The 25,491-nt window shown below is 38.5% G+C and carries 23 protein-coding genes; 5 read left to right on the forward strand and 18 right to left on the reverse strand.

The genetic code is table 11. From position 1 onward, the window contains the following. Positions 1-120: 120 nt before the first annotated feature. Together UFO1_RS19050 and UFO1_RS19055 are read right to left on the reverse strand one after the other, a co-directional pair. Positions 121-642, reverse strand: coding sequence for a cob(I)yrinic acid a,c-diamide adenosyltransferase (locus UFO1_RS19050; RefSeq protein WP_038673463.1), 522 nt, complete (start codon positions 640-642; stop codon positions 121-123). Between the two features lie 179 nt (positions 643-821). Then, on the reverse strand, positions 822-2,549 hold the full coding sequence (locus tag UFO1_RS19055) for a methyl-accepting chemotaxis protein (protein ID WP_038673465.1): 1,728 nt from the start codon (positions 2,547-2,549) through the stop codon (positions 822-824). A gap of 470 nt (positions 2,550-3,019) precedes the next feature. On the opposite strand from UFO1_RS19055, the gene UFO1_RS25495 reads away from it, so the two are divergent. Further along, the gene (locus tag UFO1_RS25495) at positions 3,020-3,196 is read left to right on the forward strand and encodes a hypothetical protein (protein ID WP_173406232.1); all 177 of its coding nucleotides are present in this window, start codon (positions 3,020-3,022) and stop codon (positions 3,194-3,196) included. 140 nt (positions 3,197-3,336) lie between these two features. Here UFO1_RS25495 and UFO1_RS19060 read toward each other — a convergent pair whose 3' ends face one another. The 12 genes from UFO1_RS19060 to UFO1_RS26075 form a co-directional block, all read right to left on the reverse strand. Then, positions 3,337-3,978: a bifunctional 2-keto-4-hydroxyglutarate aldolase/2-keto-3-deoxy-6-phosphogluconate aldolase gene (locus UFO1_RS19060; RefSeq protein WP_038673467.1), complete on the reverse strand. Its 642-nt coding sequence runs from the start codon at positions 3,976-3,978 to the stop codon at positions 3,337-3,339. 34 nt (positions 3,979-4,012) lie between these two features. Next, on the reverse strand, positions 4,013-5,647 hold the full coding sequence (gene ilvD, locus UFO1_RS19065; protein ID WP_038673470.1) for a dihydroxy-acid dehydratase: 1,635 nt from the start codon (positions 5,645-5,647) through the stop codon (positions 4,013-4,015). Positions 5,648-5,764: 117 nt separating this feature from the next. Then, entirely contained in the window at positions 5,765-7,039 is a 1,275-nt protein-coding gene (locus tag UFO1_RS19070) for an MFS transporter (protein WP_038673472.1), read from the reverse strand. A gap of 57 nt (positions 7,040-7,096) precedes the next feature. Then, positions 7,097-8,047 (reverse strand): phosphoglycerate dehydrogenase, encoded by a 951-nt coding sequence (locus UFO1_RS19075; protein WP_038673474.1) that lies wholly within the window; start codon positions 8,045-8,047, stop codon positions 7,097-7,099. Between the two features lie 45 nt (positions 8,048-8,092). Next, positions 8,093-9,046 carry a sugar kinase gene (locus UFO1_RS19080; protein ID WP_038673475.1) on the reverse strand — a complete coding sequence of 318 codons (954 nt, stop codon included), beginning with the start codon at positions 9,044-9,046 and terminating at the stop codon, positions 8,093-8,095. A 92-nt stretch (positions 9,047-9,138) separates the two neighbouring features. Further along, positions 9,139-9,900, reverse strand: coding sequence for a sugar phosphate isomerase/epimerase (locus UFO1_RS19085; RefSeq protein ID WP_144390903.1), 762 nt, complete (start codon positions 9,898-9,900; stop codon positions 9,139-9,141). Between the two features lie 131 nt (positions 9,901-10,031). After that, a complete protein-coding gene (locus UFO1_RS19090) occupies positions 10,032-11,057 on the reverse strand; it encodes a LacI family DNA-binding transcriptional regulator (protein ID WP_038673477.1) in 1,026 nt (341 codons plus the stop codon). A gap of 178 nt (positions 11,058-11,235) precedes the next feature. After that, a complete protein-coding gene (locus UFO1_RS19095) occupies positions 11,236-12,924 on the reverse strand; it encodes a methyl-accepting chemotaxis protein (protein ID WP_038673479.1) in 1,689 nt (562 codons plus the stop codon). Positions 12,925-13,246: 322 nt separating this feature from the next. Beyond that, complete coding sequence (locus UFO1_RS19100) at positions 13,247-14,389, reverse strand: CCA tRNA nucleotidyltransferase (protein WP_038673482.1); 1,143 nt, start codon at positions 14,387-14,389, stop codon at positions 13,247-13,249. Positions 14,390-14,439: 50 nt separating this feature from the next. Beyond that, positions 14,440-15,894 (reverse strand): DEAD/DEAH box helicase, encoded by a 1,455-nt coding sequence (locus tag UFO1_RS19105; protein WP_038673484.1) that lies wholly within the window; start codon positions 15,892-15,894, stop codon positions 14,440-14,442. Between the two features lie 245 nt (positions 15,895-16,139). Next, positions 16,140-17,108 (reverse strand): extracellular solute-binding protein, encoded by a 969-nt coding sequence (locus tag UFO1_RS19110; RefSeq protein WP_038673485.1) that lies wholly within the window; start codon positions 17,106-17,108, stop codon positions 16,140-16,142. A gap of 2 nt (positions 17,109-17,110) precedes the next feature. Beyond that, complete coding sequence (locus UFO1_RS26075; protein WP_256380526.1) at positions 17,111-17,239, reverse strand: hypothetical protein; 129 nt, start codon at positions 17,237-17,239, stop codon at positions 17,111-17,113. Positions 17,240-17,447: 208 nt separating this feature from the next. Here UFO1_RS26075 and UFO1_RS19115 point away from each other — a divergent pair, with 208 nt between their 5' ends. The 4 genes from UFO1_RS19115 to UFO1_RS19130 all read left to right on the forward strand — a co-directional run bounded on the left by UFO1_RS19115 (position 17,448) and on the right by UFO1_RS19130 (position 21,342). Next, entirely contained in the window at positions 17,448-18,383 is a 936-nt protein-coding gene (locus tag UFO1_RS19115; protein WP_038673488.1) for a helix-turn-helix transcriptional regulator, read from the forward strand. 609 nt (positions 18,384-18,992) lie between these two features. Continuing rightward, entirely contained in the window at positions 18,993-19,796 is an 804-nt protein-coding gene (modA, locus tag UFO1_RS19120) for a molybdate ABC transporter substrate-binding protein (RefSeq protein ID WP_038673490.1), read from the forward strand. Positions 19,797-19,949: 153 nt separating this feature from the next. After that, the gene (modB, locus tag UFO1_RS19125; RefSeq protein ID WP_038673492.1) at positions 19,950-20,609 is read left to right on the forward strand and encodes a molybdate ABC transporter permease subunit; all 660 of its coding nucleotides are present in this window, start codon (positions 19,950-19,952) and stop codon (positions 20,607-20,609) included. A gap of 28 nt (positions 20,610-20,637) precedes the next feature. Beyond that, positions 20,638-21,342 carry an ATP-binding cassette domain-containing protein gene (locus UFO1_RS19130; RefSeq protein ID WP_038673494.1) on the forward strand — a complete coding sequence of 235 codons (705 nt, stop codon included), beginning with the start codon at positions 20,638-20,640 and terminating at the stop codon, positions 21,340-21,342. A gap of 180 nt (positions 21,343-21,522) precedes the next feature. On the opposite strand, the gene UFO1_RS19135 is transcribed toward UFO1_RS19130, so the two are convergent. From UFO1_RS19135 to UFO1_RS19150, 4 genes are all read right to left on the reverse strand, one after another. Then, positions 21,523-21,726 (reverse strand): molybdopterin-binding protein, encoded by a 204-nt coding sequence (locus tag UFO1_RS19135; protein WP_038673496.1) that lies wholly within the window; start codon positions 21,724-21,726, stop codon positions 21,523-21,525. 440 nt (positions 21,727-22,166) lie between these two features. After that, positions 22,167-23,183, reverse strand: coding sequence for an ATP-binding cassette domain-containing protein (locus UFO1_RS19140; RefSeq protein ID WP_038673498.1), 1,017 nt, complete (start codon positions 23,181-23,183; stop codon positions 22,167-22,169). A 46-nt stretch (positions 23,184-23,229) separates the two neighbouring features. Continuing rightward, the gene (locus tag UFO1_RS19145; protein WP_038673500.1) at positions 23,230-23,916 is read right to left on the reverse strand and encodes a GTP-binding protein; all 687 of its coding nucleotides are present in this window, start codon (positions 23,914-23,916) and stop codon (positions 23,230-23,232) included. Beyond that, entirely contained in the window at positions 23,907-25,145 is a 1,239-nt protein-coding gene (locus UFO1_RS19150) for an ABC transporter substrate-binding protein (protein ID WP_038673502.1), read from the reverse strand. Before UFO1_RS19150 ends, UFO1_RS19145 begins: the two co-directional genes overlap by 10 nt. Positions 25,146-25,491 lie beyond the last annotated feature (346 nt).

Below are 25,491 nucleotides of genomic sequence, written 5' to 3' on the forward strand. Positions count from 1 at the left end.
CAGAAGTTATTGTACTTTCAAATCTCGTAAATAAAAGCATAGCTTGCCCCGGAAGACAAATTATGCTTCTATTATGCCATTTTGTGAGGCTACAGTCTATTGTACTCCGTAAAATCCTAGTTATGAATTAACCAATTCTTGCTGTTCTTCCAAAAAGCGGGCAAAGGTGTATAATACATCAGACAAGCGATTTACATATTTCATTAAAGACGAACTCACTGGTTCTATCTCTTCTAGTGACGTCATAAGCCTTTCAGCACGTCGGCAAACAGTACGGGCTACATGTAGAATCCCAGAAGCCTGGCTGCTGCCTGGCACTATAAATTTAGGAGCGGGATTCATAAGCTTGACATATTCATCAATCCAAGTTTCAAAACGCAAAATTTCAGCCTCGCCAATTTTTGCAGGGTACATTTCCCCTTTAGGATCTGCCAACTCAGCAGCGACGGCAAAAAGCTCTAACTGCACAATATGGATTTTTTCTACGATAGCTGGATTCATAATAAAATGCTTCCCAAAGCCTAATAATGAATTTAACTCGTCAATGGTTCCGTAACTATCTACGCGTATACTGTTCTTCCGCACACGACTACCATCTAACAGACTAGTCATCCCCTTATCACCTGTACGTGTATAAATCATATGTAAGCCTCCTATCTTTTTCACATTACACCCATAGTTCTGTTTCTTAATCACTTCGACTCCTAGCTATATATTCCCTGCAAATACAGAAAGACTAAGATGTAAGTGGAGTGAAAAACGCCACCTACATCTTAGTCTTTGAATTTTACTTGATTACCAAAAAACGTAACAATATTTCTTTATACTCTAAATTTACGGACAGCATCCTGTAATTCTTCTGCCATATGAGAAAGGCTGCGGCTAGTTGCCGCAATTTCCTGCATAGATGCAGTTTGCTGCTCAGTTGCAGCGGAAACAGTTTGAGTCTGGAGAGCATTCCCTTTGGTAACTTCGTCAATCCCACGGACTGCGCCAACAATATCTTGGCTCCCAATTGAAATTTGATCAGCGGCATTGGAGATTTCCTTAACTTGCGTGGTAACCTCGCCTACAAGTTGGATAATCTGATTAAATGCATTCCCCGCCTCCAAAACTACTCTCGTACCATCCTTTACTTCTTCCGTACCAGTGTTCATTACCAAAACAGCTTGTTCCGTTTCCTGTTGAATTTCACTAATTAACGTTGCAATTTGTTTTGCTGCTTCTTCCGATTGCTCTGCAAGCTTACGTACTTCTTCAGCGACGACAGCAAAGCCTCTACCCTGCTCTCCTGCACGGGCAGCTTCAATTGCTGCATTAAGAGCCAATAGATTGGTTTGCCCAGCGATCCCAGAGATGGTATCTACGATTTGCCCTATATGCTGAGAACGTTCTCCTAACTTGCCTACTACTTGCGCAGAATGACCTACAGTAGCTTCAATATTAGCCATTTGTTCTTCCGCCGAATTAATAAGTTTTCCACCATTTTGAGCTGCAGAAGTTGTTCTTTGAGATGTTTCCGTGGCATGCTGCGCATTTTGAGCTACTATTTTCGCATCAAAGGCAGATTTTTCGGCCACAGTTAAGGTAGTATTAACTGCGTTTGTTTGTTTTTCTGTTCCTGCCGCTACATCCATGATGGAATCAGCAACTAAGGTGGCAGCCTGCGCAGATTGTTCTGCTCCAGCAGTTAGCTGTTCCGATGCAGCTGAAAGCTGTTCTACTTTCTCTTGCACTTGTGAGAAAAGTCGTTTTAAATTACCTTTCATCTCTGTCAGTGACTTGGCAAGAATACCAAATTCATCGGAACGCATGCTAAGTCCTTGATGAATGGATCCTGAAAAATCGCCCGCTGCCATGGTAGTCAGCTCTGCTGTAATGTATTTTATCGGGGATGTGACTTGTTTTGTTAGGTAAACACTCAGTATCACACCAAAAATCAAAGCTATAACACTTAATGTAATTGCCATAGTCACATTATAAGATACATTATGGTTCGCTTCATCCACTTCTGCAAGGGCAAGCTTAGCATTTTCTTCCACGGTAGTATGTAGTGTTTTTTGTATAGACTGAGCGAATGGTGTTAACTCACGAGTTATCGCGCCACTTGTCAGAGACTTTTCATTCGCTTTTTCGATATTGCCAGCTATTCTATCCTTATGTTGTTCCCGCAGTACTGGGATAAGGCGAGTTACTACACCGGTCTTATATTTAGTCGTATCATCAATTAGTTTTTCAATATCTTTTAACTTATCAGGTGGCGTCAAAGCAAGGAGTTGTTTTTCTAATTCCTCAACAGCAGTCAACTTCTCTTCAAAGTTTTTACTATACTTTTCATCTCCATCAGCTATGTAACGTCTGATTTCTAATACTGCACTCGTATATTCATTTTCAGCTTTAGCTGCAATAATTGCTGCTGCATTACTAGTCTGAATATTGTTGATGCCTTTCTTTATTTGATTAGAAGACCATAATGAATATACACTCATTCCCACCATTAAACTTAAAATTACTGCTAAAGATACAATGATTTTCTGTCGAATCTGCATGACTTATCCTCCTATTTTGCTTTACATAGTAAGACTACTTTTGTGCTAATGACTACATGGAGTTTCAAAATATTCCCTCGTCTTTATCCCCTGGTATTTCTCAGTTTTTTCAGAAGGACTTGAACAAAAAGTGTTATAATTCTGATTCGAAAAAAAGATATCCCTCTAACATAATTCATATAACTTGTCAGTTATTGTCACTTTTTTTCCCAGGAAATATTATAAACTATATCATTTGCTTAATAAATATACAAGTTATTTTTTAAAAAGGACGCCCTTATTTAGCCATATTCTATGAAAATCCCTAACATAGCGACTATATCTCCAAATTTAACAAAGTAATAAATATACGAAAAATTGTTTATTGCTTAATCCTCTATTTTTGTAGCTATATTTAAAAACATTACCAGACTATCACCTTGTTACTTGGGAAAACTATTGTTAGCTCTATTAATTTAGGAGGCGATCAGTTGGATAATAAAAAGGTTTATCAGCAATGGAACGGCAAAAACATTAATGGCGAAGTTGAATTCAATAATAATATTCTTTCAACGGAAGCAAAAAAGAGTACTACTGCAGACATGAAATGTACAGTAGGTGTTGATACTTTTTCAGGTAATGAACTGTTAGAGGACACAGACTATTAAAAATTTCCCTTAATGCAGTATTATGATCAGATGCCTTTCGGCAACAAGAACCCTACAGGACAGTAATCTGTAGGGTTCTTGTTGCTGTCATAGCGTACTAGTTGACTGTGCTAGACCTTATATCCTATTTCCCATAAAACTTATGCTCTGGCTAAACGTATGGCCTCAACGAATTCTTTAGCCTTTGTTGTAATAGAAGTATAATCACCAGTTTTGGCTCCTCCAGTAAGGTTACTACCTACACCCACTGCCACGCAGCCAGCCTTGATCCACTCTCCCACATTATCAACGCCAACACCGCCTGTAGGCATCAGTCTTGCTTGAGGTAGAGGGCCCTTAATGGCTTTAATAAAACCAGGTCCAAAAAGTTCGCCTGGAAACACTTTAATAATGTCTGCACCAGCTTCCATTCCTTCCACTACATCTCTAATAGTCATTGCACCTGGCATGATTGGTACCCGATACCGATTGCATAATTTGACAGTGTCTACATTCAGGCAAGGAGATACAACATACTGCGCACCACTTAAAATAGCAATTCTTGCTGTTTCTGGGTCAAGAACCGTTCCAGCTCCAAGTAAAATTTCCTCTGGTGAATAAATCTTTGCCAATTCACTTATGATTTCATTCGCGCCTGGAACGGTAAAAGTGATCTCAATGGCTACAACACCACCTGCAATGCAGGCTTCTGTAACCTTCTTTGCCTCTTCTTTGGTTTGCGCTCGTACAACAGCAACGAGGCCTCCTTCAATAATCTTAGTGATTACCTTTTCTTTTTCCAATTCTCTATCCTCCCGATCCTTTTTCATTTATGTTTTAACGGCGAACTGCACCTTTAGCAGAAGAAGTCGTATTCGCTCCATATAATGTAAGAAATTCACTTTTTATGTCCTTGATAACTGGTTGATAATTTTCTTTCCTGTTTTGATATTCTTCGTCTGTTATCTCCCAGTGAATACTTCGCTCATAAATATTGATACTTACTCTGTCACCATTTTGCACAAAAGCAATGGGTCCTCTTTCTGCAGCTTCTGGAGAAAGATATCCGATGGATAATCCACCTGAAGCCCCTGAGAAACGCCCATCTGTAACGATTGCAGCATCACCAACTGCAGCAATAATCTCAGTGGCTCTATGCATCTCCCTCATTCCTGGGCCACCAATAGGACCCTCATTACGAATTATAAGTACATCCCCAGAAGATAATTCGCCTTTTTGCGCTGCATTAATGCAAGCTTCTTCTGAATCAAATACTTTCGCAGGACCTGAATATATCCATTTTTCTTTAGGAACAGCGGAACACTTAACGACAGCCCCTTCTGGTGCCAAATTACCATATAATACAGCAATACCACCTTCCCTAGAAAAAGCATCTGTAAAGGAGTGAATAATAACTCCATCTGCATCTGCAGCGCTTTCTAAGTTTTCAGCCAAACTTTTCCCATTCACACCTACTGTATTTGTAGCTAAAACAGGGATTAGTTCCTTCATAATAGTAGGAATTCCACCAACAGGATAAAGATCAGCTACTGTATATTCCCCACCATTTGGCGTCACCTGTGTCAATAGTGGTGTTTTACGACTAATACGGTCAAAATCACGATAAGTCCATTCAATACCACATTCTTTGGCAATGGCAGGTAAATGCAATACACTATTTAAAGAAGCCCCCATAGCTAAAATAACAGCTGTTGTATTATGAAATGCCTCTTTTGTCATGATATCACGGGGTTGTATATTTTGATTTACCAAGTTTACAACAGTGTAACCTGTATCATAGGCATTTTGTTCTTTCTCTCTACTAATGGCTGGTATTAGAGAAGATCCAGTTAAGGAAAGGCCTAGTGTCTCTACTGCAATACTCATCGTATTGGCTGTTCCCAAAAAGGGACAAATACCAGCCGTAGGATAATACTTTACCGTAGCTTCAACAAGTTTTTCCTCATCAATTTCACCACGAATAAATTGTTGACGAGCACTCTTAGATTCACTGGGTTTAATCTGATTGATCATAGGCCCCCCAGTAACCATGGCAGTTGGAATATTTAACTTTGCTGCCGCCATTAGCATAGCTGGCACAATCTTATCACAAGAACCTAGTAATACCATTCCATCAAAAATACCATGCGCTTTTATCATGACTTCAATTGAGTCACTGATCAATTCACGACTCGGTAACACATATCTCATTCCATCATGCCCTTGAGCAATACCATCACAAATCGCTATGGTATTAAATTCTAAGGGATGCCCACCATTATCAATAATACCCCGTTTTACATGAGCTGCTAAATCTCTAAGGTGTGCATGCCCTGGTACGATTTCATTCCATGAGTTGACAACTGCAATGATTGGCCGATCTAAATTTCTATAGTTAGCTCCACAGGAACCTAGGTGCCCTTTTGCTATCGCCCTTTGGTATGCAGGCATTTTTGATAATACATTATCCATAAGAATCCCCCTACTTGTTTCAAGAATTAACACCACTGCATCCCAAACTTAGGCTACAGATAAAATCCATTACATTGATTTTTCTTATCAAAACCTCGTAGGATAAGAGTAAAATAATTAGTTCGCAATATGGGTTGTCGATACATCGGAAGAAGAGGTTTTTGTAACCAATGTCAATATGACTGCCAATACTAATGAGCTTGCCATAAATATATAGGATGCACTTGGCCCACCTGTAGCACCATTGAGATACCCTACAATATAAGCTCCGACAAATGAACCTAACGCTCCAAAGCTATTAATGAGAGCCATGGCTCCCCCTGCCACATTTCTCGGTAAAATTTCTGGGATGATGGCAAAAAATGGTCCATATGGAGCATACATCGCACCACCGGCAATAACCAGCAGAAAATAAGATAGCCAAAAGTTAGAAGCCCCTAGTAAATAAGATCCGAAAAAGGCAATGGCACCAATGAGTAAGGATACCCATACAAAACCTTTGCGATTCTGGGTTTTGTCAGAATAGTATGAAATAATTACCATCAAGGCTGCCGCCAAGGCATAAGGTACCGAAGAGAGCCAACCTGCAGCAACGATTCCCATATTAGATGCAGACTTAATAATAGATGGTAGCCACATCACAAATCCATAAACACCAATACTCCAAAAGAAATATTGAAAAGCAAGAGTAATTACCTTTGGTGATTTGAAGGCTTCTGCGTAATTTTTAACTGGTTTTAAGCCTTTCTGCTCTTCTAGTAAGGCTTCTTCAATATCCTTTTTCTCAGAAGATGTAAGCCAATTGGCTTCTTTGGGATGATCTGTAACCATCATCCACCAAATAACGGCCCAAATAATAGAAGGAATACCTTCTATTATAAACATCCAGCGCCAACCAAAAGAATTTACAAGATATCCTGATACGATAGACATCCATAATACAGTAATTGGATTCCCCAAAATCAAGAAAGTATTGGCTCTAGAACGCTCCGATTTAGTAAACCAATGGCTCAAAAATACCAGCATCGCTGGCATAACTACGCTTTCCACGACCCCCAACATAAATCGAATGACATATAGGGCAGAGATATCGTTAACCATACCTGTTGCAGTAGCCAAGCCACCCCATAAGATCAATGTCCAAAATACGAGTTTTTTTGCACTGCGTTTTTCAGCATAAAGTGCACCTGGAATTTGAAAAAAGAAATATCCTAAGAAAAATAATGCACCAAGTAATGAGGATGCGGATGCCGTAATGTTCAAATCCCGAGCAAGGCCAGAAGCTGCCCCAAAACTGTAATTCGCCCGATCAAGATAAGCTAAACTATAAGTGATAAATGCCAGCGGAATCAATTTCATCCAACGACTAGGAGCCAACGCTTTTACTTCCATTTTATTTTCTCCTTCTTCTCTTAATATTTTTCATACCTTACTCAACATGTTGCTATATTACCTCACAGGATAGTGAGGTGGATTGCCACCTAGAACTGCTACCACATCAGTAGCAACCATTATACTCATTCTGGCCACCGTTTCACGAGTATTTGAACCGGCATGTGGTGTTAATACAACATTCTTCAAACTAAAAAATCTTTGATCACGCAGAGGTTCCACTGCGAAAGTATCTAAACCTGCACCAGCAATTACCCCTTCCTGCAAGGCCTTAATTAGATCTTCCTCAACAATCAGATCGCCACGGGCTGTATTGATAAGTACAGCTGTATTTTTCATGCTTTGCAAGCTTTTCGCATGAATCATACCAACGGTTTCAGGGGTAGAAGGTGCGTGCAATGAGATAAAGTCTGCTTTTTTAAAGAGTTCTTCCAACGATACATACTTGGTTGCGTACTGAGCAGCAAAGTCAAGACTAGGCCAAACATCGAAAGCTATTATATTCATATCAAAGGCCGCGGCCCTTTTAGCAACTTCCCTACCGATATTTCCTGTTCCCACAATGCCAATCGTTTTACCAGATAACTCTGTTCCCGTAATTCTCTCCCATTTTTCTTGCCGTACCAATTGATCCATAGCGGCAATATTACGAGTCACTGCCATTAATAGCCCCATGGCTAATTCAGCTACTGATTTCGTCAGAACTCCTGGAGTATAGGTCACTTGTATCCCATGTTCTTTCGCAGCAGCAACATTAATATTGTCGTACCCTACGCCATATTTACCGATAACTTTAAGGGTAGGCAATCCTGCTGCAATTACCTTTTCAGTTACCTCATCTGTCCCTGTAATCAAAGCATCCATTCCTGGTATTAACTCTAGGAGCTCTTCTTCTTTTAAAGGCCTTCCAACTGGATTCCATGTAATTAAATATCCTTGGGACTCCAAGAGAGCTTTTGCCTCATCACATAACGCAAAGGATCTTGCCGTCACTAGTACCTTAACCAAATACTCATCTCCCTTACACCTACATTTTTTACATAAATATTTTTCTTACACCTGTTGTCCAAGCTGAGTCTGCAAATACGATTCAAGTTGTCGTGAATTTGGTAATCCATCATTATCACCTGGGAACATGACTACTAAAGCCCCAATCGCATTCGCCCTCACTACCGCATCTTTAAGGGATAACCCAGCCCTTAAGCCACTAACTACACCTACGGCAAATCCATCTCCTGCACCTACCGTATCTACAACTTTTTCCACTTTAAACCCCTGTACTTCAAAAGAAGTATCTTGTGTTTTAACAAAAGCTCCTTTCTCACCTAACTTAATAACGACGGTAGACACTCCTTCTTTCAAGTAGAAGTCAGCAATCTGGTTGGGATCATCACTACCCGTTAAGATTTTGCCTTCATTAACCCCAGGTAATACAAGATCGCTGCGAAAGGCTAAGTCATTAATAACACTTACCATCTCCTCCTTACTTTTCCATAACTGTGGCCGTAAATTGGTATCAAATGAAATAGAAATACCTTTTTCTCTAGCAGCTGCCATTAGCTTGTAGCTCACTTCTCGACAAGTGGAAGATAGAGCAGGAGGTATTCCTGTTAAATGAAGATGTTTGACTTTGTCCCAGAGAATATCACTAACATCTTCTGTGTGTAAGTGAGAAGCTGCTGAATGCCTGCGGAAATAAAAAACTTCTGGATCGCCAACTTCCACTTTTGATTTTAATTGAAAGCCTGTAAAATGCCCTGCATCATAGTTCACATACCGAGTATCAATGTTATTTTCTAAAAGAAACCGATTAATATATTTTCCGAAAGGATCTTCTCCTAACTTCGTAATATAAGCTACTTCATGACCTAGTCGCGCCATGCCGATTGCAAAGTTTACTTCTGCACCTGCAACAAGCTTGGTAAATTCTTCGATTTTATCAAGCTCTCCCTTTTGATTGGCTAAAAAGAGTGCCATAGGCTCTCCAAGAGTAAGAATTTCACACATATATTTTCCTCCTGTCATTTAAAACAAAATAATATCGAAAATCTTCAACTACATATCGAATACTCTAGTAAATATGATGGTTCTAGGATGACTTAATTAGGATCAACTATTCTTTCAATCGTGCCCTTTAATACTTCAACTGGCTTAGGGCCGCAAGGATATTCAATCCCTAAAGGAACATTTTGCGGCAACATCTTTAGTATTAACCGCCAATCCACTTGCCCTTGATCCAAAGCACAAGCAGCTGGTTCGTCGTTTTCATAAATTACATCCTTCAAATGGATATATTTGACATATTGTTTAAGTTGGGAAGTATTACTCACTGGATTTTCATTAACCCAACACCAGTTGCCGATATCATAAGTACAGTAAATAGGAATTTCATATTCTTTACAGCAATCTAAAAACTCTTTTAGCACTGTTACTTTCCCACTTAACAGAGTTTGATCATTTTCTACAGTGACAACCATGTTCCTTTTTTGTAAGTTAGCTTTTAACGCTTCAATTTCTTCTACATTACTAGCATCAAAATCACCAATCGTAAACTTTACCATCTTCATCTGCATACGTTCAGCCTCATCTAGGCAAGAAAGAACGTTACTACGATCAAAACGTTTCTTACTGAAAAGGTCGACTGGAACTGAATATAGCAATTGCATTTTTTGTTTCTCTGCCTCTAGCACCATTTGCTTTATTTCCCCTGGGAAATCGACAATCCACTCTCGGCGAATCTCAATTTTTGATACTCCCAAAGATTTAACTAGTTCAAATGTTTGCCACTGTCTGCTTCCTGCATCAATCAAATCCTTAAAAACAATCGTGTTGATAACAATATTTTCTCTCATCCTCTTCAAAATCTTCCTCCTCCGTTTTATATACTACTTGTTGTTTACCAATTTCGTTTATCGGTTTCTAAATCAAAAAAATATCAACTTTTAAGTAATAGTTTACCGTTTTAGTTTATCGGTTACTAAGCTAAAAAAATTTATTTTTTTAGCTTAGTAGATCCTCTAATAATGAATTGACTTTCCAGTTCAATGACCTCAGGACTACTTTTCGAATTTTCTTCTAGTCTAAACATCATACGTTTGACACACTCAACACCAACATCATAAAACGGCTGTGACACTACCGTGATTCCTGGTCCAATCAACTCCATCCAAGGCCAGTTATCAAAACCGCATATGGCAACATCTTGCGGGATAGTTAGACCCAATCGATGCATTGCCCCTAATACACTTATCATAGTGACACCATTAGCAGTAAATATTGCATTTGTCTGTCCATGATTATGAGTCAAAAATTGCTGCACTTGATTTTGAATACCACTTTCATCTTTACTATCAATCACAAATTCTTGTGGCTCTAATTGTAGTATTTGACAAGCTTCCTTATAGGCCTGCTGCCTAATCATTCGAGTTCCAATGTTATTAATCGGTTCTGTAAAATAGCCTATTTTTGTAAATCCTTCTTCTGCAAGATAGGTAATCGCATCGATAGTAGCTTGATAGTCATTTGTTTTAACAGTATCAAACATAGTAGGAAAAATAGGTCTATCAGCTAATACAATAGGAACGTGATTCTCTGCGATATCACGTAAAAATTCGTTATTATCGCCTGACACATTGATAATTAAGCCTTCTACTCTTTGATCGATCATCGATAAAATATATTCCCGTTCTTTTTCACTATCATTATCTGTGTTGGCAACCACAACATTATATCCACATTGTTTACAGTAATCTGTAATACCCTTTACCAATATAGAAGAAAATGGATTGCTGATATCAGCAATTAGTACGCCAATTAGATGGCTCTTACTTGATTTTAAACTTCTCGCCAAATTATTAGGACGAAAATTTAATTCCTCAATAATACCTTTAATCCTCTGTTGGGATTCTGCCGACATAAATTCAAACTTCCCATTCAGATATCTTGATATTGTTGTCTTAGAAACTCCTGCCCTTTTAGCAACATCCGCGATTGTGATATTCGTTTTACTTTTTTCCATCTTACAATCTCCCTACTAGATGATGTTAATCGGTTTCTGAAACCAATAAACATGAATCTTTTTTCATAATATCTGATAATTCCAACATTGTCAATCTACATTTTTTATTTAAATATAAAAATATAGGCACTGTTCCTTTTGGGAAAAGTGCCTATATAGGATATTCTATTTCGCCTATCTATAATCGGAATTGGGACACGATTACCTGCAGTTCAGCCGCCATGTTAGCTAATGCTTGGCTGGAAGACGCAATCTCTTCCATGGAAGCAGATTGTTCTTCTGTTGCTGCAGAAATGGTTTGGGTATCTCCTGCCGTTTCAGCAGCTACGGTTTTCACGCTGTCTACAGAATGAACAACCTGACCACTAGAAGCGGATAAGACTTCTGCAGCCGAGCCAATCTCTTGGATTTGACGATTAAGCTGCTCTACCAAGCCTGTAATAAAATTGAACCGTTCACCGGTTGCAGTAATAACCTCCGTTCCCTTGGCTACCTCATTTGTTCCCTGATTCATGGTTGTTACGGCTGCACTTGTATTGGATTGAATTTCACGAATAATAATAGCAATTTTCTGCGCCGCTTCATGGGACTGTTCAGCTAATTTTCTTACTTCATCAGCCACCACAGCAAACCCTCGCCCTTGCTCACCAGCCCTTGCTGCCTCAATGGCAGCATTAAGTGCTAATAAATTTGTTTGTCCCGCAATACCGCTAATTACATCTACAATTTCTCCGATTTGTTGAGAGCTTGCCCCCAGTTGCTGAACCACTTGGGCAGCTTGGGCAACAGATTCTTTAATTAATTGCATTTGAGATACAGCTTGTCCGACTGCCTCACCGCCAGCATTCGCAGCAGTAGCAGTTTCGCCGGATTTAGTAGACACATTTTTTGCATTACTAGCAATATTGTCAATCGCTGTCGCCATATCCTGTACAACGGAAATTGTCTCCTCAACAGCGAAAAGTTGACCCGATGCACCAGTAGCTACATTCGTAACTGTTTCCGCAACTTGTCCTGCGGCTTGTGCTGACTGCTCTGAACTTGCAGTTAATTCCTCACTAGCTGCTGCCACTTGTTCCGCCGACTTTGCCACTTGGCTTATTACCTTACGCAGATTATCTGTCATTGCAGTAAAGGATTGTACCATATCGCCAATTTCATCCTTACCGGCATATGTAATCTTCACTACGCTTAAATCACCATTGGCAATGTTTTGGGCCGATGCAGCTACCTGACTTAGAGGCCTCGATATACGTCTTGCTAAAATCAATGCAGCAGCGCAGGCTAAAATAAAAATAATAACATCCAGTATCCCAACTATTGCCTGCATATGATCCACAGATTCCCCATTTTCTTTTACACGTAAATCCATACGCTCCGCTAAAAATTTCACTGTATCATTCATGTTTTTTTCAGCAGTTTCTATTTTCCCGCCCGCTGCTGCTACGGATTTCAAAGCTTCCTCCTGCCCAATCGTTTTCCGAGCAAGAATTCCTTGATCTGAAACCTTATGATACTCAGCCAATGATGCCCTAAGGCCAGCTACCCTCTCTTTCCCCTCTGGTGTAATCAATTTCTTTTCCAAGCTGGACAGGGTGTCTTCCATTTTTTTTCTTGATGTTTCATAACCTTGAACATATTTAGGATCTGCTGTTAATATAAAACCACGAACTTGAGATGCCTGATTGTTTAGCTCAATGTTAAGATCCTTAATCTCAACTACTAGAGGGACGCTTCTTTTTAGTACGCCATCATAGCCGTCTTGTACATTGTCAATTTTGTAGTAGGTAAACACACTTAGCCCTGTAAAGGCTAGCACAATTGTCATGCACACCAATAGAATTTGTTTTCCAATCGTTAGTCGCATAAATTACCCCACCTTATATTATAATATTTACAAAAAACGTTTCCTTTTATTACTACTTCTGGTTATTTTACATTTTTCTCCACATCAAGACAAAAGTCCTTTTTATATTGTTATATTTATGATTTTTTGACATTTTATTTACTTTAAATGATATAAGGCATAGGAATAATTTACTAGTTAATCCAATTATAAAAACGACTCTGTAATTAAAATAACTAAATTTACTAAAGTAATTAAAGTAATTAAAGTTACTAGTCGTTTTTTTAACTTCACTTAACAAAAATTACTCTGAAATTAGCATTTCAGAGCAATTTTTAACTAACTATTTAATATCTAGTTGTCTTGAAATGGCTTCTACATACTTCTTTCTTAACCATTCTCCAATTTCTTTACCCTGTAAGGTTTTAGGAACCACTTCTCCTTTAGACAAGACCATTGCAGCTCTCAGTGGTCCTAATTCTAGATTTTTTAATCCTGCAGCGTTAGCAATGAGGTCGTATTCCTCTATTGTAAGAGAACCACGCCTTAATTTAATAATGGTATCTACAATCTGACCTGGAGTGGGATTATCTAAAATGCCTATAATTTCGCTGACAGTAATCGCCGCATCCAGCCAATCACCAGGTAATGTCATCTTATTATTCCATAAAACTAAGCTCTCTTTGTCCAGCACTAAGCCTAATGATGCAAATCTTAGTTTCGGATTATGTGTTACGCCTGCTACTAAATCTAGCATGTTCATTGCTTTTTCAAACTCTGTAATAGATAACTCTGCTATTTCTTTAAATGTAACCTGTAGTAAAAAAGCCTCTGCTAGAACCTTGAAAAATTTCCCCGGTCCCTCGGCTTCCGTTAAAACCTTTGTAAATTCACTAAGTACCCGCTCTACAGGTTCTTGTGCAAGTTCTTCAGCTGTCTTAGTGGCAAGCTGTAAGGTATCTTTATCGATACTAAAACCAAAACGGGCAGATTGTCCAGCTAGTCTCAGAGCTCGCATAGGATCATCGGAAAAGTGTTGACTTGTCGCTCGTAAGACCCTATCTTTAATATCCTGTATTCCGTGGAAAGGATCAATAATCTCTCCCGTCAAACTATCCTGAGCGATGGAATTGACTGTAGTGTCACGCCGGAAAAGATCTTCTTCAATGGTTATTTTAGGCTTAGCTGATACTTTAAAACCTTTGTATCCGCTACCATCTTTTCGTTCTGTTCTCGCAAAAGCAACTTCCCGCTTTACGCCATCAATTCCCATGTGAAATACGGGAAAAGACTTTCCACATTCCTTAGCTTCAGGGAATAATTCCTTAAAATTTTTCTTAACCATTCCCACTACGCAAAAATCAATATCCTTAGGGATCACTCCCATAAAACTATCCCGAACACAACCACCAACCCTAAAAACACGTCCACCATTCTCTGCAATAATTTCAGCAAAACGTTTCTCTGTTAATCCGTTATCACTCATTTTTGTATCCTTTTCCTCTCACCTTTTGGCTCTTACCTACTTTATATGGGTTATATACTAGAAAAACCTACTTCTTTTATTTTATGTATCTTGCCTTTTATCTTGGTTTCTTGGAGCCCGTCCATGACGAGATCTCCTTTATCTCCAAGGATCTCAACATAGGAACAGGTATCTTGGACATCAATAATGCCAATATCGCCTCCGCCAATTCCCGGAATCGTAGTAATCGCCCCAAGTATATCTCCTGGACGCATTTTCGTCTTTTTTCCTGCATTTATCCTAAGTCTAGTAATTTGTCGATTTAATGCTGCGCTTTTATCAATTTTTAACGTAGGCCCAATTTCAGCATGTTGATTAAACATCAATTTTCCTGCTGCCACGTCTTCCCTATTCGGAATTTCTTGTTCTGGTATCTTATAATCAACATATTCCTCTATCTCATGCAAAGTCCTATATTCATTCTTAGTTACAAAAGAAATAGCCCTACCTAAGTTCCCAGCCCGCCCTGTTCTGCCAATTCTATGAACATAACTTTCATTATCCAGTGGCATATCATAGTTAACCACAAGAGCTATATCGTCTATATGAATCCCTCTTGCTGCCACATCCGTCGCAATCAGAAATTGGTACTCTCCTCTTTTAAAATCTTGAATGGAGTGCAAGCGATCTCTTTGTTCCATTCCTCCATGCAAGCTTCCACAAGAGTAACCTTTCTGTTTCATCTTTGCGAAAAGAGTCTCTACCTTATCCCTTGTATTGCAAAAGAGAATACCACTATCTGGTCTTTCAATATAGATTAAGCTCGTAAGCAAATCAAATTTTTCATCTTCTGCTACTTCATAATAAGCTTGCTCAATGTTTTTTACACTCGGATTTTCTGCATCAACTTCTATCTTTATCGGATTCTTCATGTATTTTTTGCATATTTCTTGAATCTTATCTGGCATGGTAGCGGAAAATAACATGGTGACCCTGCTGATAGGCAATACTGTTAGGATGGCTTCCACCTGTTCGATAAAGCCCATATCCAACATTTTGTCTGCTTCATCAATAATCAGATACTGCACTTCTGCTAAATTCATATTTTTTCTTTCAATGTGATCTAAGGTTCTTCCTGGAGTACCAACAACAATATGAACCCTTTGTCTTAATTCTCTTTTTTGTACTTCCATTGGTTGTCTACCAAAAACAACGGCACACCTAATTCTTTTAAACCTTCCTATATTGGAAATCTCCTGTTTTAATTGTACTGCTAATTCCCTAGTTGGCGTAAGAACCAATACCTGAGGATTTTTTTGCTCGATTATTATTTTTTCACAAACGGGGATGGCAAAAGCAGCTGTTTTACCACTACCAGTCTGAGATCTCACTACAATATCCTTCTGGGCAAGAGCCAAGGGGATTACCTTTTCCTGAACCTTAGTGAGTGTCTCGTACCCTAACTCCTCTAACGCTTTAGCTATTTCCTTACTAAAAGTATACTTCTCAACATTCTGACCATCCATATTATGTAAAACCTCATTTTCCTCAAATTATCTTATCTTTAGCCTACTGCAGTTTGTCTATCGTTATACATATAATAGCATAGCTGAGAGTGATATAAAAATGATCCCTATAATAGGGATCATTAAGAATCATTTATGTTATAACCTTTTTATTTAATAACCTCAAATCCATATTTATTCATCACTGCCATCCTATCGGCACTTCTTAAATATTGTAAAAACGCCTCTGCTTCCTTAGGATACTTCTACAAACCTTTTACTACATGTTGAAGCTCTACTGGCAGAAAAATCATTTCATCGTCCCGGATTTTTGGTGGATTCATGGGAATAAATCCAGCTCTATTCATAAACTCTTGCCCATCCGTCAAAAGGAACTCTAAAAATTCTAATGCTTCTTTTGAATGGGGTGCATTATTTACTAAGGTTAAGCCATAAATAATCGGTTGTCCTTTTACCTCTACAAAAGATCCCTCTGCCTTACCTGTAAGTTTTAAAACAGCCTGTTGATAGTAGTCCGCATACTCTAAGGATGAGAAGTCTAGTTGCTCTGGTAACTTCACGTAGCGATACCCGCCTTGTTTCGCTGAGGATTCATACATAAAGAAATAATCTAATTGACCTGCACGAAGTTTTTCCTGAATTACTTTTCCATCATTCACAATATTAGTAGGATGAAAGTTATTTTCGAGCCGTTGGTATAAACCAGGTAATTGATAATATTTTTCCGCCAGTTGCAGCGATAAGACGGCTCGATAACCACCAGGATCTAAATTGGGATCTGTATGACCATATTCTACATCCGGTCTAGCTAAAACCTCATACCAATTGTCTTCATTGATTTCATCTGCATACTTGCTTTTATCCGTATAAACTAAAACGGCCTTATTTCTAGCAAAAAATACATTAAACTTGGCAAATTCCGGTTTCATTAATGTATCAATGGTTTCATAATCCGCTGAAGCGACAATATCACAAGGTCTGTTCAACTCTGTTACTTTGCGGGCAGCCTCTCGGCTACCGCTACCTTCTAATACTACCTTGATTTCTGGATGAATGGCTTCATAAGCATTAGCAATCTTTTGAAAAGGACCATTTAAACTGCCTGCATGGAATACAATAACCTCTGTTCTCTGAGAGTTTTCGGCAGCTTGTCCAACTGAAAAAAATGATAAAAGCAAAAATAAACATACTAAAACACTATACTTACTTTTCATAATCATAACCCCTTTCCACTTTTGATTTGTTCTATCTTACAAGTAAAACCTAATGGCGCAGCATATTCTACTGATAAATCGTAACCTCCCTCGACCTTCAATTCCCAATAACTCAGTTGTAATATCCCCATAGGGACAATCCTCCTGTAAACCAAGTTCTAATGGATGAATTTGCATGATTTCTTCCTCCTCAATAAAATTTTAATAACTACTACAAAATAGTTTCGAGAAATCTCCTTTTTTAAAAATGTCATGTATTTAGAGATTGTCCCGTTGTTAAATCCAGAAAAATACGTTATGCTGTACACAGAATAATCAAGTAACCATGAGGTGATAGTAATGTCAAACACTATAGCTTACACCCCAGAAGAAGTGGCTAAAATTCTTAAAATTTCACGTTTCACCGTCTATGAATTCATCAAGCGCGGCGATTTGACAGCTTACCATATCGGACGCAAACTACGTATAGAAGCATCCGATCTAGAGAAGTATATGAAAAATGCAAAAGGTATAAATGTAATAGAATCACCAGTCGTCACTCAAACTGCTAACGTCTCTTCTACTGCTCAAGATGGTTTAATTATTTATGGACAAGATGCTGTTTTAGATGTGTTAACTCGTCACCTCGAAAAAAAGATGCCTCAAGTTCGCTCTTTACGCTGCTTTAATGGTAGTATGGATGGCTTGATTGCTTTATACCGTGGTACGGCCAATTTGATTACGACTCACCTTTGGGATGGAGATACGGGAGAGTACAACACTCCTTATGTACGTCACCTGCTACCAGGCCAAAGGGCACTCATTATTAATTTAGTCTATCGCCAAGAAGGATTTTATGTAGCTCCCGGCAACCCCAAAAATATAAAGGACTGGCCAGATTTGCTACGATCCGACATTCGATTCATTAACAGAGAACGTGGCTCGGGTGCCAGAGTACTGCTTGATGAAAAGTTTCAACAGCTTAATCTTGATCCAAGAGCCATTCCAAACTATAGCCAGGAAGAAACCAGCCATCTGGCTATCGCCAGTTCGGTCGCTCGTGGTGAGGCTGACGTAGGATTAGGTATTGAAAAGGCAGCGATGCAAGTACAAAATGTGGAATTTATTCCTCTACAAAAAGAACGTTATGATTTAGTCATGTTGCGACATGATTTAGACAAACCTCACTTCCAAGCATTGATATCCATATTGCGTTCTCCTGCATTTCGCAATGAAATCGCAGGCATGGGAGGCTATGATGTATCACGAATGGGTGATATCATAGCAGAACTCTAACTATAAATATCCTTCCCCCCAAAAAGAAATACCGGCTGAGAACGTCATAAACGATCCAGCCGGTACTTCTTTGTACACACAATTGGTTATCCATAACCAACACTATTAAACTAAACTTAACCGCATTATACATCTATACAACGTATAATTCAATGCATTTATTTTATAAAATGAAGACTTTTTTATTGACTCTAGTATCCTTTTGTAGTATTTTAGTTATAAGTTAACACTTGTTCTGTCTATTTAATTCAGCGCAGCAATTGACTTTATTAAAAATTGAGATACAAAGCTGTATCAACTAATCTAGTTCTGTTGAGCTATGTTAGTTGTTTTTTTTATCCGATGACTAAACCGCTCTAAGAATCCCATCTTCATCTCGTTAACAGCCTGTAATATCCTGCCCTCTGGTTAGGATAACAGTCTGTAAACCTCGAAGTAAGTTCGCTCTAAGGATTTTCGAATCCAAGGCTCACTTATATAAGTGGGAGTTAAGAGCGGCTAAGTCCCTGGATAAGTGCGACTAAGATTCAGATGGAGTTAAAACTCCATCTGAATCAAGTCTTCTTTATAAAGTATACTAATTAATAAAAAACAGAGGAGGCAATTCAAATGAAAAATCGTTTACTAGTATTTTTAATGGCAGCCTTACTAATAGTAGCTGCCATAACTACAGGGTGCAGTGGCGAAAAACCAGCAGCTCCAGCCACACCGCCAGAGAAAGTTGAGTTAAACGTATCTGCAGCTGTCAGTTTAAAAGATGCCCTTGCTGAAATCCAAAAAAATTATGAGGCGAAAAATTCCAATATAAAACTAGTTTATAACCTTGGAGCATCAGGCGCTCTCCAAAAGCAAATTGAGCAAGGCGCTCCCGCTGATATTTTCATCTCTGCAGCTCCAAAACAAATGAATGATTTAGAAGAAAAAAATCTAGTGAATAAAGCTACTCGTAAGAATTTGGTAGAAAATAAACTGGTTATTATTGTACCTACAGCTTCGACCCTCAACATCACAAAATATGAAGATTTAGCAAAAGATGAAGTTCAAAAACTAAGTATCGGGGAAACAGCATCCGTACCAGCAGGACAATACGCACAAGAAGTTCTAAAGAAATTAGGAATTTGGGACAAAATACAAAATAAAGCCGTTCTCGCAAAAGATGTCCGTACTGTTTTGACTTATGTGGAAACAGGCAACGTAGAAGCTGGTATCGTTTATAAAACGGATGCCGCATCCAGTGACAAAGTAAAAATTGCTGCTACTGCTCCAGAAGGTTCTCACCAACCAATCCTATATCCCATTGCTATTTTGTCAGGAACCAAACAACAAAAAGCCGCTGAAGATTTCCTTGCCTATCTAAGCACTCCTGAATGTAAAACTATATTTGAAAAATACGGATTTACCATGAGTAAATAATTATAGTAACGCACTAACTATTTGAGTTGTCAGGATCTTATAAAAGCGGTACAGTATAGGAATGCAGTGTTCTTGCGATCTTGATTTATCAAATCTTTAGTGCGTTTGTAATCTATATTATACAAATATAATAAGATGGCGCAGGTGAAAAATATGGTTGAATGGCAACCCGTTATTCTCTCAATCAAGGTTGCTTCTATTTCAGTACTATTTGTATTTTTTCTTGGAGTATTATCGGCTTATGTGATGAGAAGTATAGATATTCCAGGTAAAGCAGCTCTAGAATCATTTTTTACTCTGCCCTTAGTTTTACCTCCTGTAGTCATTGGTTTTTTACTATTAGTCTTAGTTGGTAAACAAGGACCAGTGGGTATCCTACTAACAAAATATTTCAATATGCAGATTATTTTTACTCAATCTGCCGCCGTTCTCGCTGGTACTGTTGTCTCCTTTCCACTGATGTATCAAAGTACTAAAGCAGCTTTTGAGGGTATTGATAAAACCCTGGAAGATGCCGCTCGTACTCTAGGTGCTAGCGAGTGGCGGGTATTTTGGACAGTAACGATCCCATTATCTTGGCCAGGTCTTGTATCCGGTTTGGTATTATCCTTTGCAAGAACCTTAGGAGAATTTGGTGCTACGATTATGATTGCCGGTAATATTCCTGGTAAAACCCAAACTATCCCCTTGGCGATTTACTTCGCAACAGAATCAAATGATCTGGTAACTGCAGGGATGTATGTAATCATCATTAGTGTACTCACCTTTTCTATTATTTTCGGTCTGAATCATTGGAAAGGAAAAACACATTAGCTGAAACAGCAATAGGAAGGAGTATTTTATGCTAACAGTAGATATAACGAAAAAATTATCTGACTTCACTTTAGACATCTCATTTACTGCTCCGAATAAAACCCTTGTTTTATTCGGTCCTTCCGGCTGTGGTAAAACAACCATCTTACGTTGTATAGCAGGCTTAATGAAACCAGATGAAGGTAGCATTGTATCTAATAAAACTGTTTTTTATTCTTCGAAAGCAGCGACTCATTTACCACCTAGAAGTAGGAATGTCAGCTATATGTTTCAGGACTTTGCACTATTTCCTCATATGAATGTAAAACATAATATTTGGTATGGAGTGAAAACACATAGCCAGCAAGCAAATGATTTGTATGAAAAACTCATTACCCTATTAAAAATTGAGCATTTACCCCATCGAACGATAATCCAATTATCTGGCGGAGAAAAACAACGAGTGGCTATGGCTCGTGCATTAATGGCTGAACCACAGATTCTTTTGTTAGATGAACCTTTATCGGCACTCGATGCCCAAAGTCGCTATGAATTACAAGATGAGTTAAAAAAGTTGCAAGAAATCTGGAATATTCCATTTATACTTGTTACCCATTCACCAGAAGAAGCCCAAGCCCTCGGCAGCGAGGTAATCTTTCTCCATCAAGGCCGGCAGGTATCTGAACCACCACCCTCTTGGAACATGAATGCCAACGGTAAAACGACAAGAAGCTCTTTTCAATACTTTTATTAGTCCATAATAAGAGAAAAACGTTAACACATATTTTAAAAACCACAGAGGCGCAGAGGACACAGAGAAAAGGAAAAGATAGATAGAGTTATAAAATCCCCCTCAGCGTTCTCTGTGCCTCTGTGGTTCATCATCTTTTTTCGTCTTCTTTGACAAAATCATATACTTTCTTATGTAGAATTATTATTTTATGATCATAACTTCTGTGGACTTGATTAGTGCAGTGACTTCATCTCCTACTTTCAGTCCCAAATCATCAATTGAATCCACAGTGATAGTAGCGACAATTTCATCTCCTTTATAGTCAACTACAACTTTGGCCATTACAGTGCCTTTTACTACCTCTTTGACAACGCCTTGTAATTTGTTTCTACCGCTGATTTTCATAGTAATATCCCCTCTCTTATTATATTTTTGCACAAAAGAGCTAAGCTCTTGGATACAAACTTTATCATCATTTTATCCGATGACTAAACCGCTCTAAGACTCTCATCTTCATCTCGTTAACAGTCTGTAACACCCTTCCCTCTGGTCAGGATAACAGTCTGTAAACTCGAAGTAAGTTCGCTCTAAGGATTTTCGAATCCAAGGCTCACTTATCTCGTTAACAGTCTGTAATTCCCTGCCCTTGACGGTCAGGGAAACAGGCTGTAAACTCGAAATAAGTTCGTTCTAAGGGTCTCCGGACCCAAGGCTCACTTATATAAGTGGGAGTTAAGAGCGGCTAAGTCCCTGGATAAGAAGGGCTAAGATTCAGATGGAGTTAAAACTCCATCTGAATCAAGTCTTCTTTATATTTTCACATAGCTAGCTATATAAAATACATCCTATGTTATCTGTATGTCCAATAAAATGTTGTCAATTTGTCCACCACTGCGTAACACTTCCCGAATCGCCAGCATTTTTTGATCTATTTTAGTCAATGTCACTAGATTTTTTCGTTCCTGCTCAGAGGTTTCAATGACCCTACTGATACCGCCATTTTTAATCACAATTCGTTTATCCCCCATTAATGCCAATATGGGATCATGGGTAGCCATGAGTACAATCTTTTGTTTATCAATCAATAAGCGTAGGGCATTCTGACGATCAATGCCTGCGTTCTCAATTTCATCTATCAAGACAATCGGTGATGAACTGAGATAGGCCGTATCAGCGATCATTAACGCTCGAGACTGCCCTCCACTCAGCGATGTAACAGGTGTGTCTGGTGTAAATTGCTCCCCCGCCAATTCATTGGCTTTGGCGATAATATGACTTTTTATTTCTTCTATATTCTCCAGCATCCTACTTTCCGCATGCATACTGACAAATTCGTCTACTGTCAGATCCATAATAAAATTCATATTTTGGGAAAGCTGGGCTACTAACTTATGTTCAACAGAATAACGGCATTTCATGTCAGGCAGCTGTCCATTTATCAGTATTTTACGATTCGTGGGTGTATCTTTTTGTGCCACCCATTCAATATCGGCAAGTAATCTGCTCTTTCCGGAACCAGTAGGTCCCACAATACAGACAATTTCCCCTGCTTGTATCGTCAGTTCTATCTCTTCTGGTTTTCCATTCTTGTCATTGCCGCCTAAGATAGTAATCGACTGGATTTTGATTTTATCTTCTTTTAATTTCTCCATTTGTATCATAAACAAAAGAAATTGATCTAGTAGTTCTTGGCGTCCTATCCCTAAATCTTGTAGCGTATCTTCCTCTATAACATCAAAATACTGGGCAACAGAGCATTCCCCACTTTGCTGAAGATTCGGTAGTGAGGAAAAAAAGTCCATCGCATAGGGATACGTACTAAATAATTGCTTCAATGTCATTAGGCCTAGACTATCCCACATGGCACTCCCACCTTCCTAGTAACATAAGTTCATTATTATCTATCTCTTAACTCAGATCCATTTTACGCACATTGCCCATCTGAAAGTTTTGACCGATGCGGGTTTGCCCCAAACAATAGGAACAGGTAGCTGCTGGCATAGAAAATTTTAAATGATAATCCGTAAGACTTTCCACACTTTCAGATGTTTTAAACATCTGCCCAACTTCTCGAGCTCCTTGACCTGTAATACCATTTACATGAACAATCATAGCACTTGGATTTGCCTGTTTTACTCGAAAGGCAAATACTTCCCGCTCGGCCTGGGAAACAATATCCCCTTTTGTGATAATAACAATATCAGCCAGTCTAAGCATAGGTCCAACTTTCCTCGGAGTATTCACTCCGCTCAAATTATCAATCACACATACTGCCATGACATTACGAATATGAGGAGAACACCGATTACATAAACCAGCACTTTCAGTAATTAACAAATCAAATTTATTTTTTTGCGCCCATGCTAGGCAATCCTGGATATTACTCACAAAAAAATGATCTGGACAAATATTTCCCGATAGACCAATCTTTGCTTCAATGCCCTTTTTTTGATATAGAATCTGATCTTGGGTAGATAGGCAATCAAATTTCACCACCCCCACTTTCAGCTTTTCATCTTGAAGAGCTTCAATAATTTTTATTATTACTGAGGTTTTCCCTGCTGACGGTGGTCCTGCAACGGTTATTAACTGCATATTTTCTTTCCTCCACGACGATAGACACTCATAAACTTATCATTCATTGTTTCCACGAGAACTTTCATATCATGGTTCTTTATAAAGTCCCAGCCTAGCCACTTTAACTTTGCCTTTTCAGGGAGGGTATTTTTTATATCAGCGTGCACAGCAGGAAAATGTGCATCAGAACAAATCCTCCCAATTTCAGGCCCCATCAAATAATTCGTCAACTCTTGCAACTCTTCCATTTTATCCTTTTTTATCAACACAGAAACGGGATAGCTCAGCGCCCCTTCTTCTGGCCATATTACCTTTATATTTGTACATTCCTTCATTGTTTTGTAAAAAAAGTAAGGCATAATATGAATAGGCGGTACATCACTACGATTACTAGTTAACTCTTTTATCATTTGCGCCGGATGTAAGCCATATTTAACCGAACGTCCTAATTGCTCAACACCAGTTTCCCCATAATCTTTATAATAATTCATTTGTACAACGTCGCAGAAAATATCGCCATGCCCCCGCATCACCACTTTATTTTCATAAGCAGGCTTTAACAAGTCCCCCCATGATTGGGGCATGGGAACCCCTCCTAGACGATTTTCATCCACTACCATAACTAGAATATTAATCGCAATCACACTAAAATGACCATCAGGATCGATAATACCACTTTCGGCTAGGCGTGAATGTATAGGGCGGTTTATTACATCGGCGAAGACTCCTTTCGCAACAAACCGCTCCATGAAATTTTTATAAAAGAAACTATAGCCAGCAGTCATGATGATATCAGGTATTTCATCAGCCTCTTCAAAATACTCTAGATAATCTTCGTAATCGAGATGATCATTAAAGAAAGATTCAATACAATAATTTAGTGGCAGATTTTTTTCTTCCCTCAAATAGTCCAAAAAAAGTTTTAATTCGCTCTGCATAGGAACCTTTAAGGGACAAGGCAGTAAGGACAACATATTTAAATGTTTTGAACTATTTTCAAGCACAGTAGTCTCTAGCTTTTTGTATCCTTGTCTTTCGGCAATTTTTTCTTCTAATAACAAGATAAATGGTGCAGGATTTATGCCCTTACTTTTTAAAGCCGTTTTTAATTTTAAAACTACTCCTAACTGCTTTATGACTGTATCATCGGCGAAAATGGAGAATCCATTATTAATAAATACCTCTCGCGTTTCAGGATAGATCTTAATAATTTCACCAATTGTCATAGTAAGCTGTATCCGTTCCACACCTTTCCCTCCTAGCATTTTTACAACATATTATTTGTAACTATATCCATTTTGCTTTTAAGTCGCTGCCATTTAAAACTAATTGCTACAAGTTTAAAATAAAAACCGACTCGAGGCGCATAAATACACCTCAGTCGGTACGTCATTGTACATAAACCATTATACTTTGATATAGCTTTATTATACATATATGTTACATCGCATTCAATCTATTTATTTTATTTAGAGAAGCTAACATTCTACTAGATCGTAAATCGTTAGCTTCTCTATACACAATAACATGACATGCCACAAAACATGTTTTTACTTTATTCATAATTTCCAGACGCTGGACGAATGCCAACAA

The sequence above is a fragment of the Pelosinus sp. UFO1 genome (assembly GCF_000725345.1).
Classification (GTDB): domain Bacteria; phylum Bacillota; class Negativicutes; order DSM-13327; family DSM-13327; genus Pelosinus.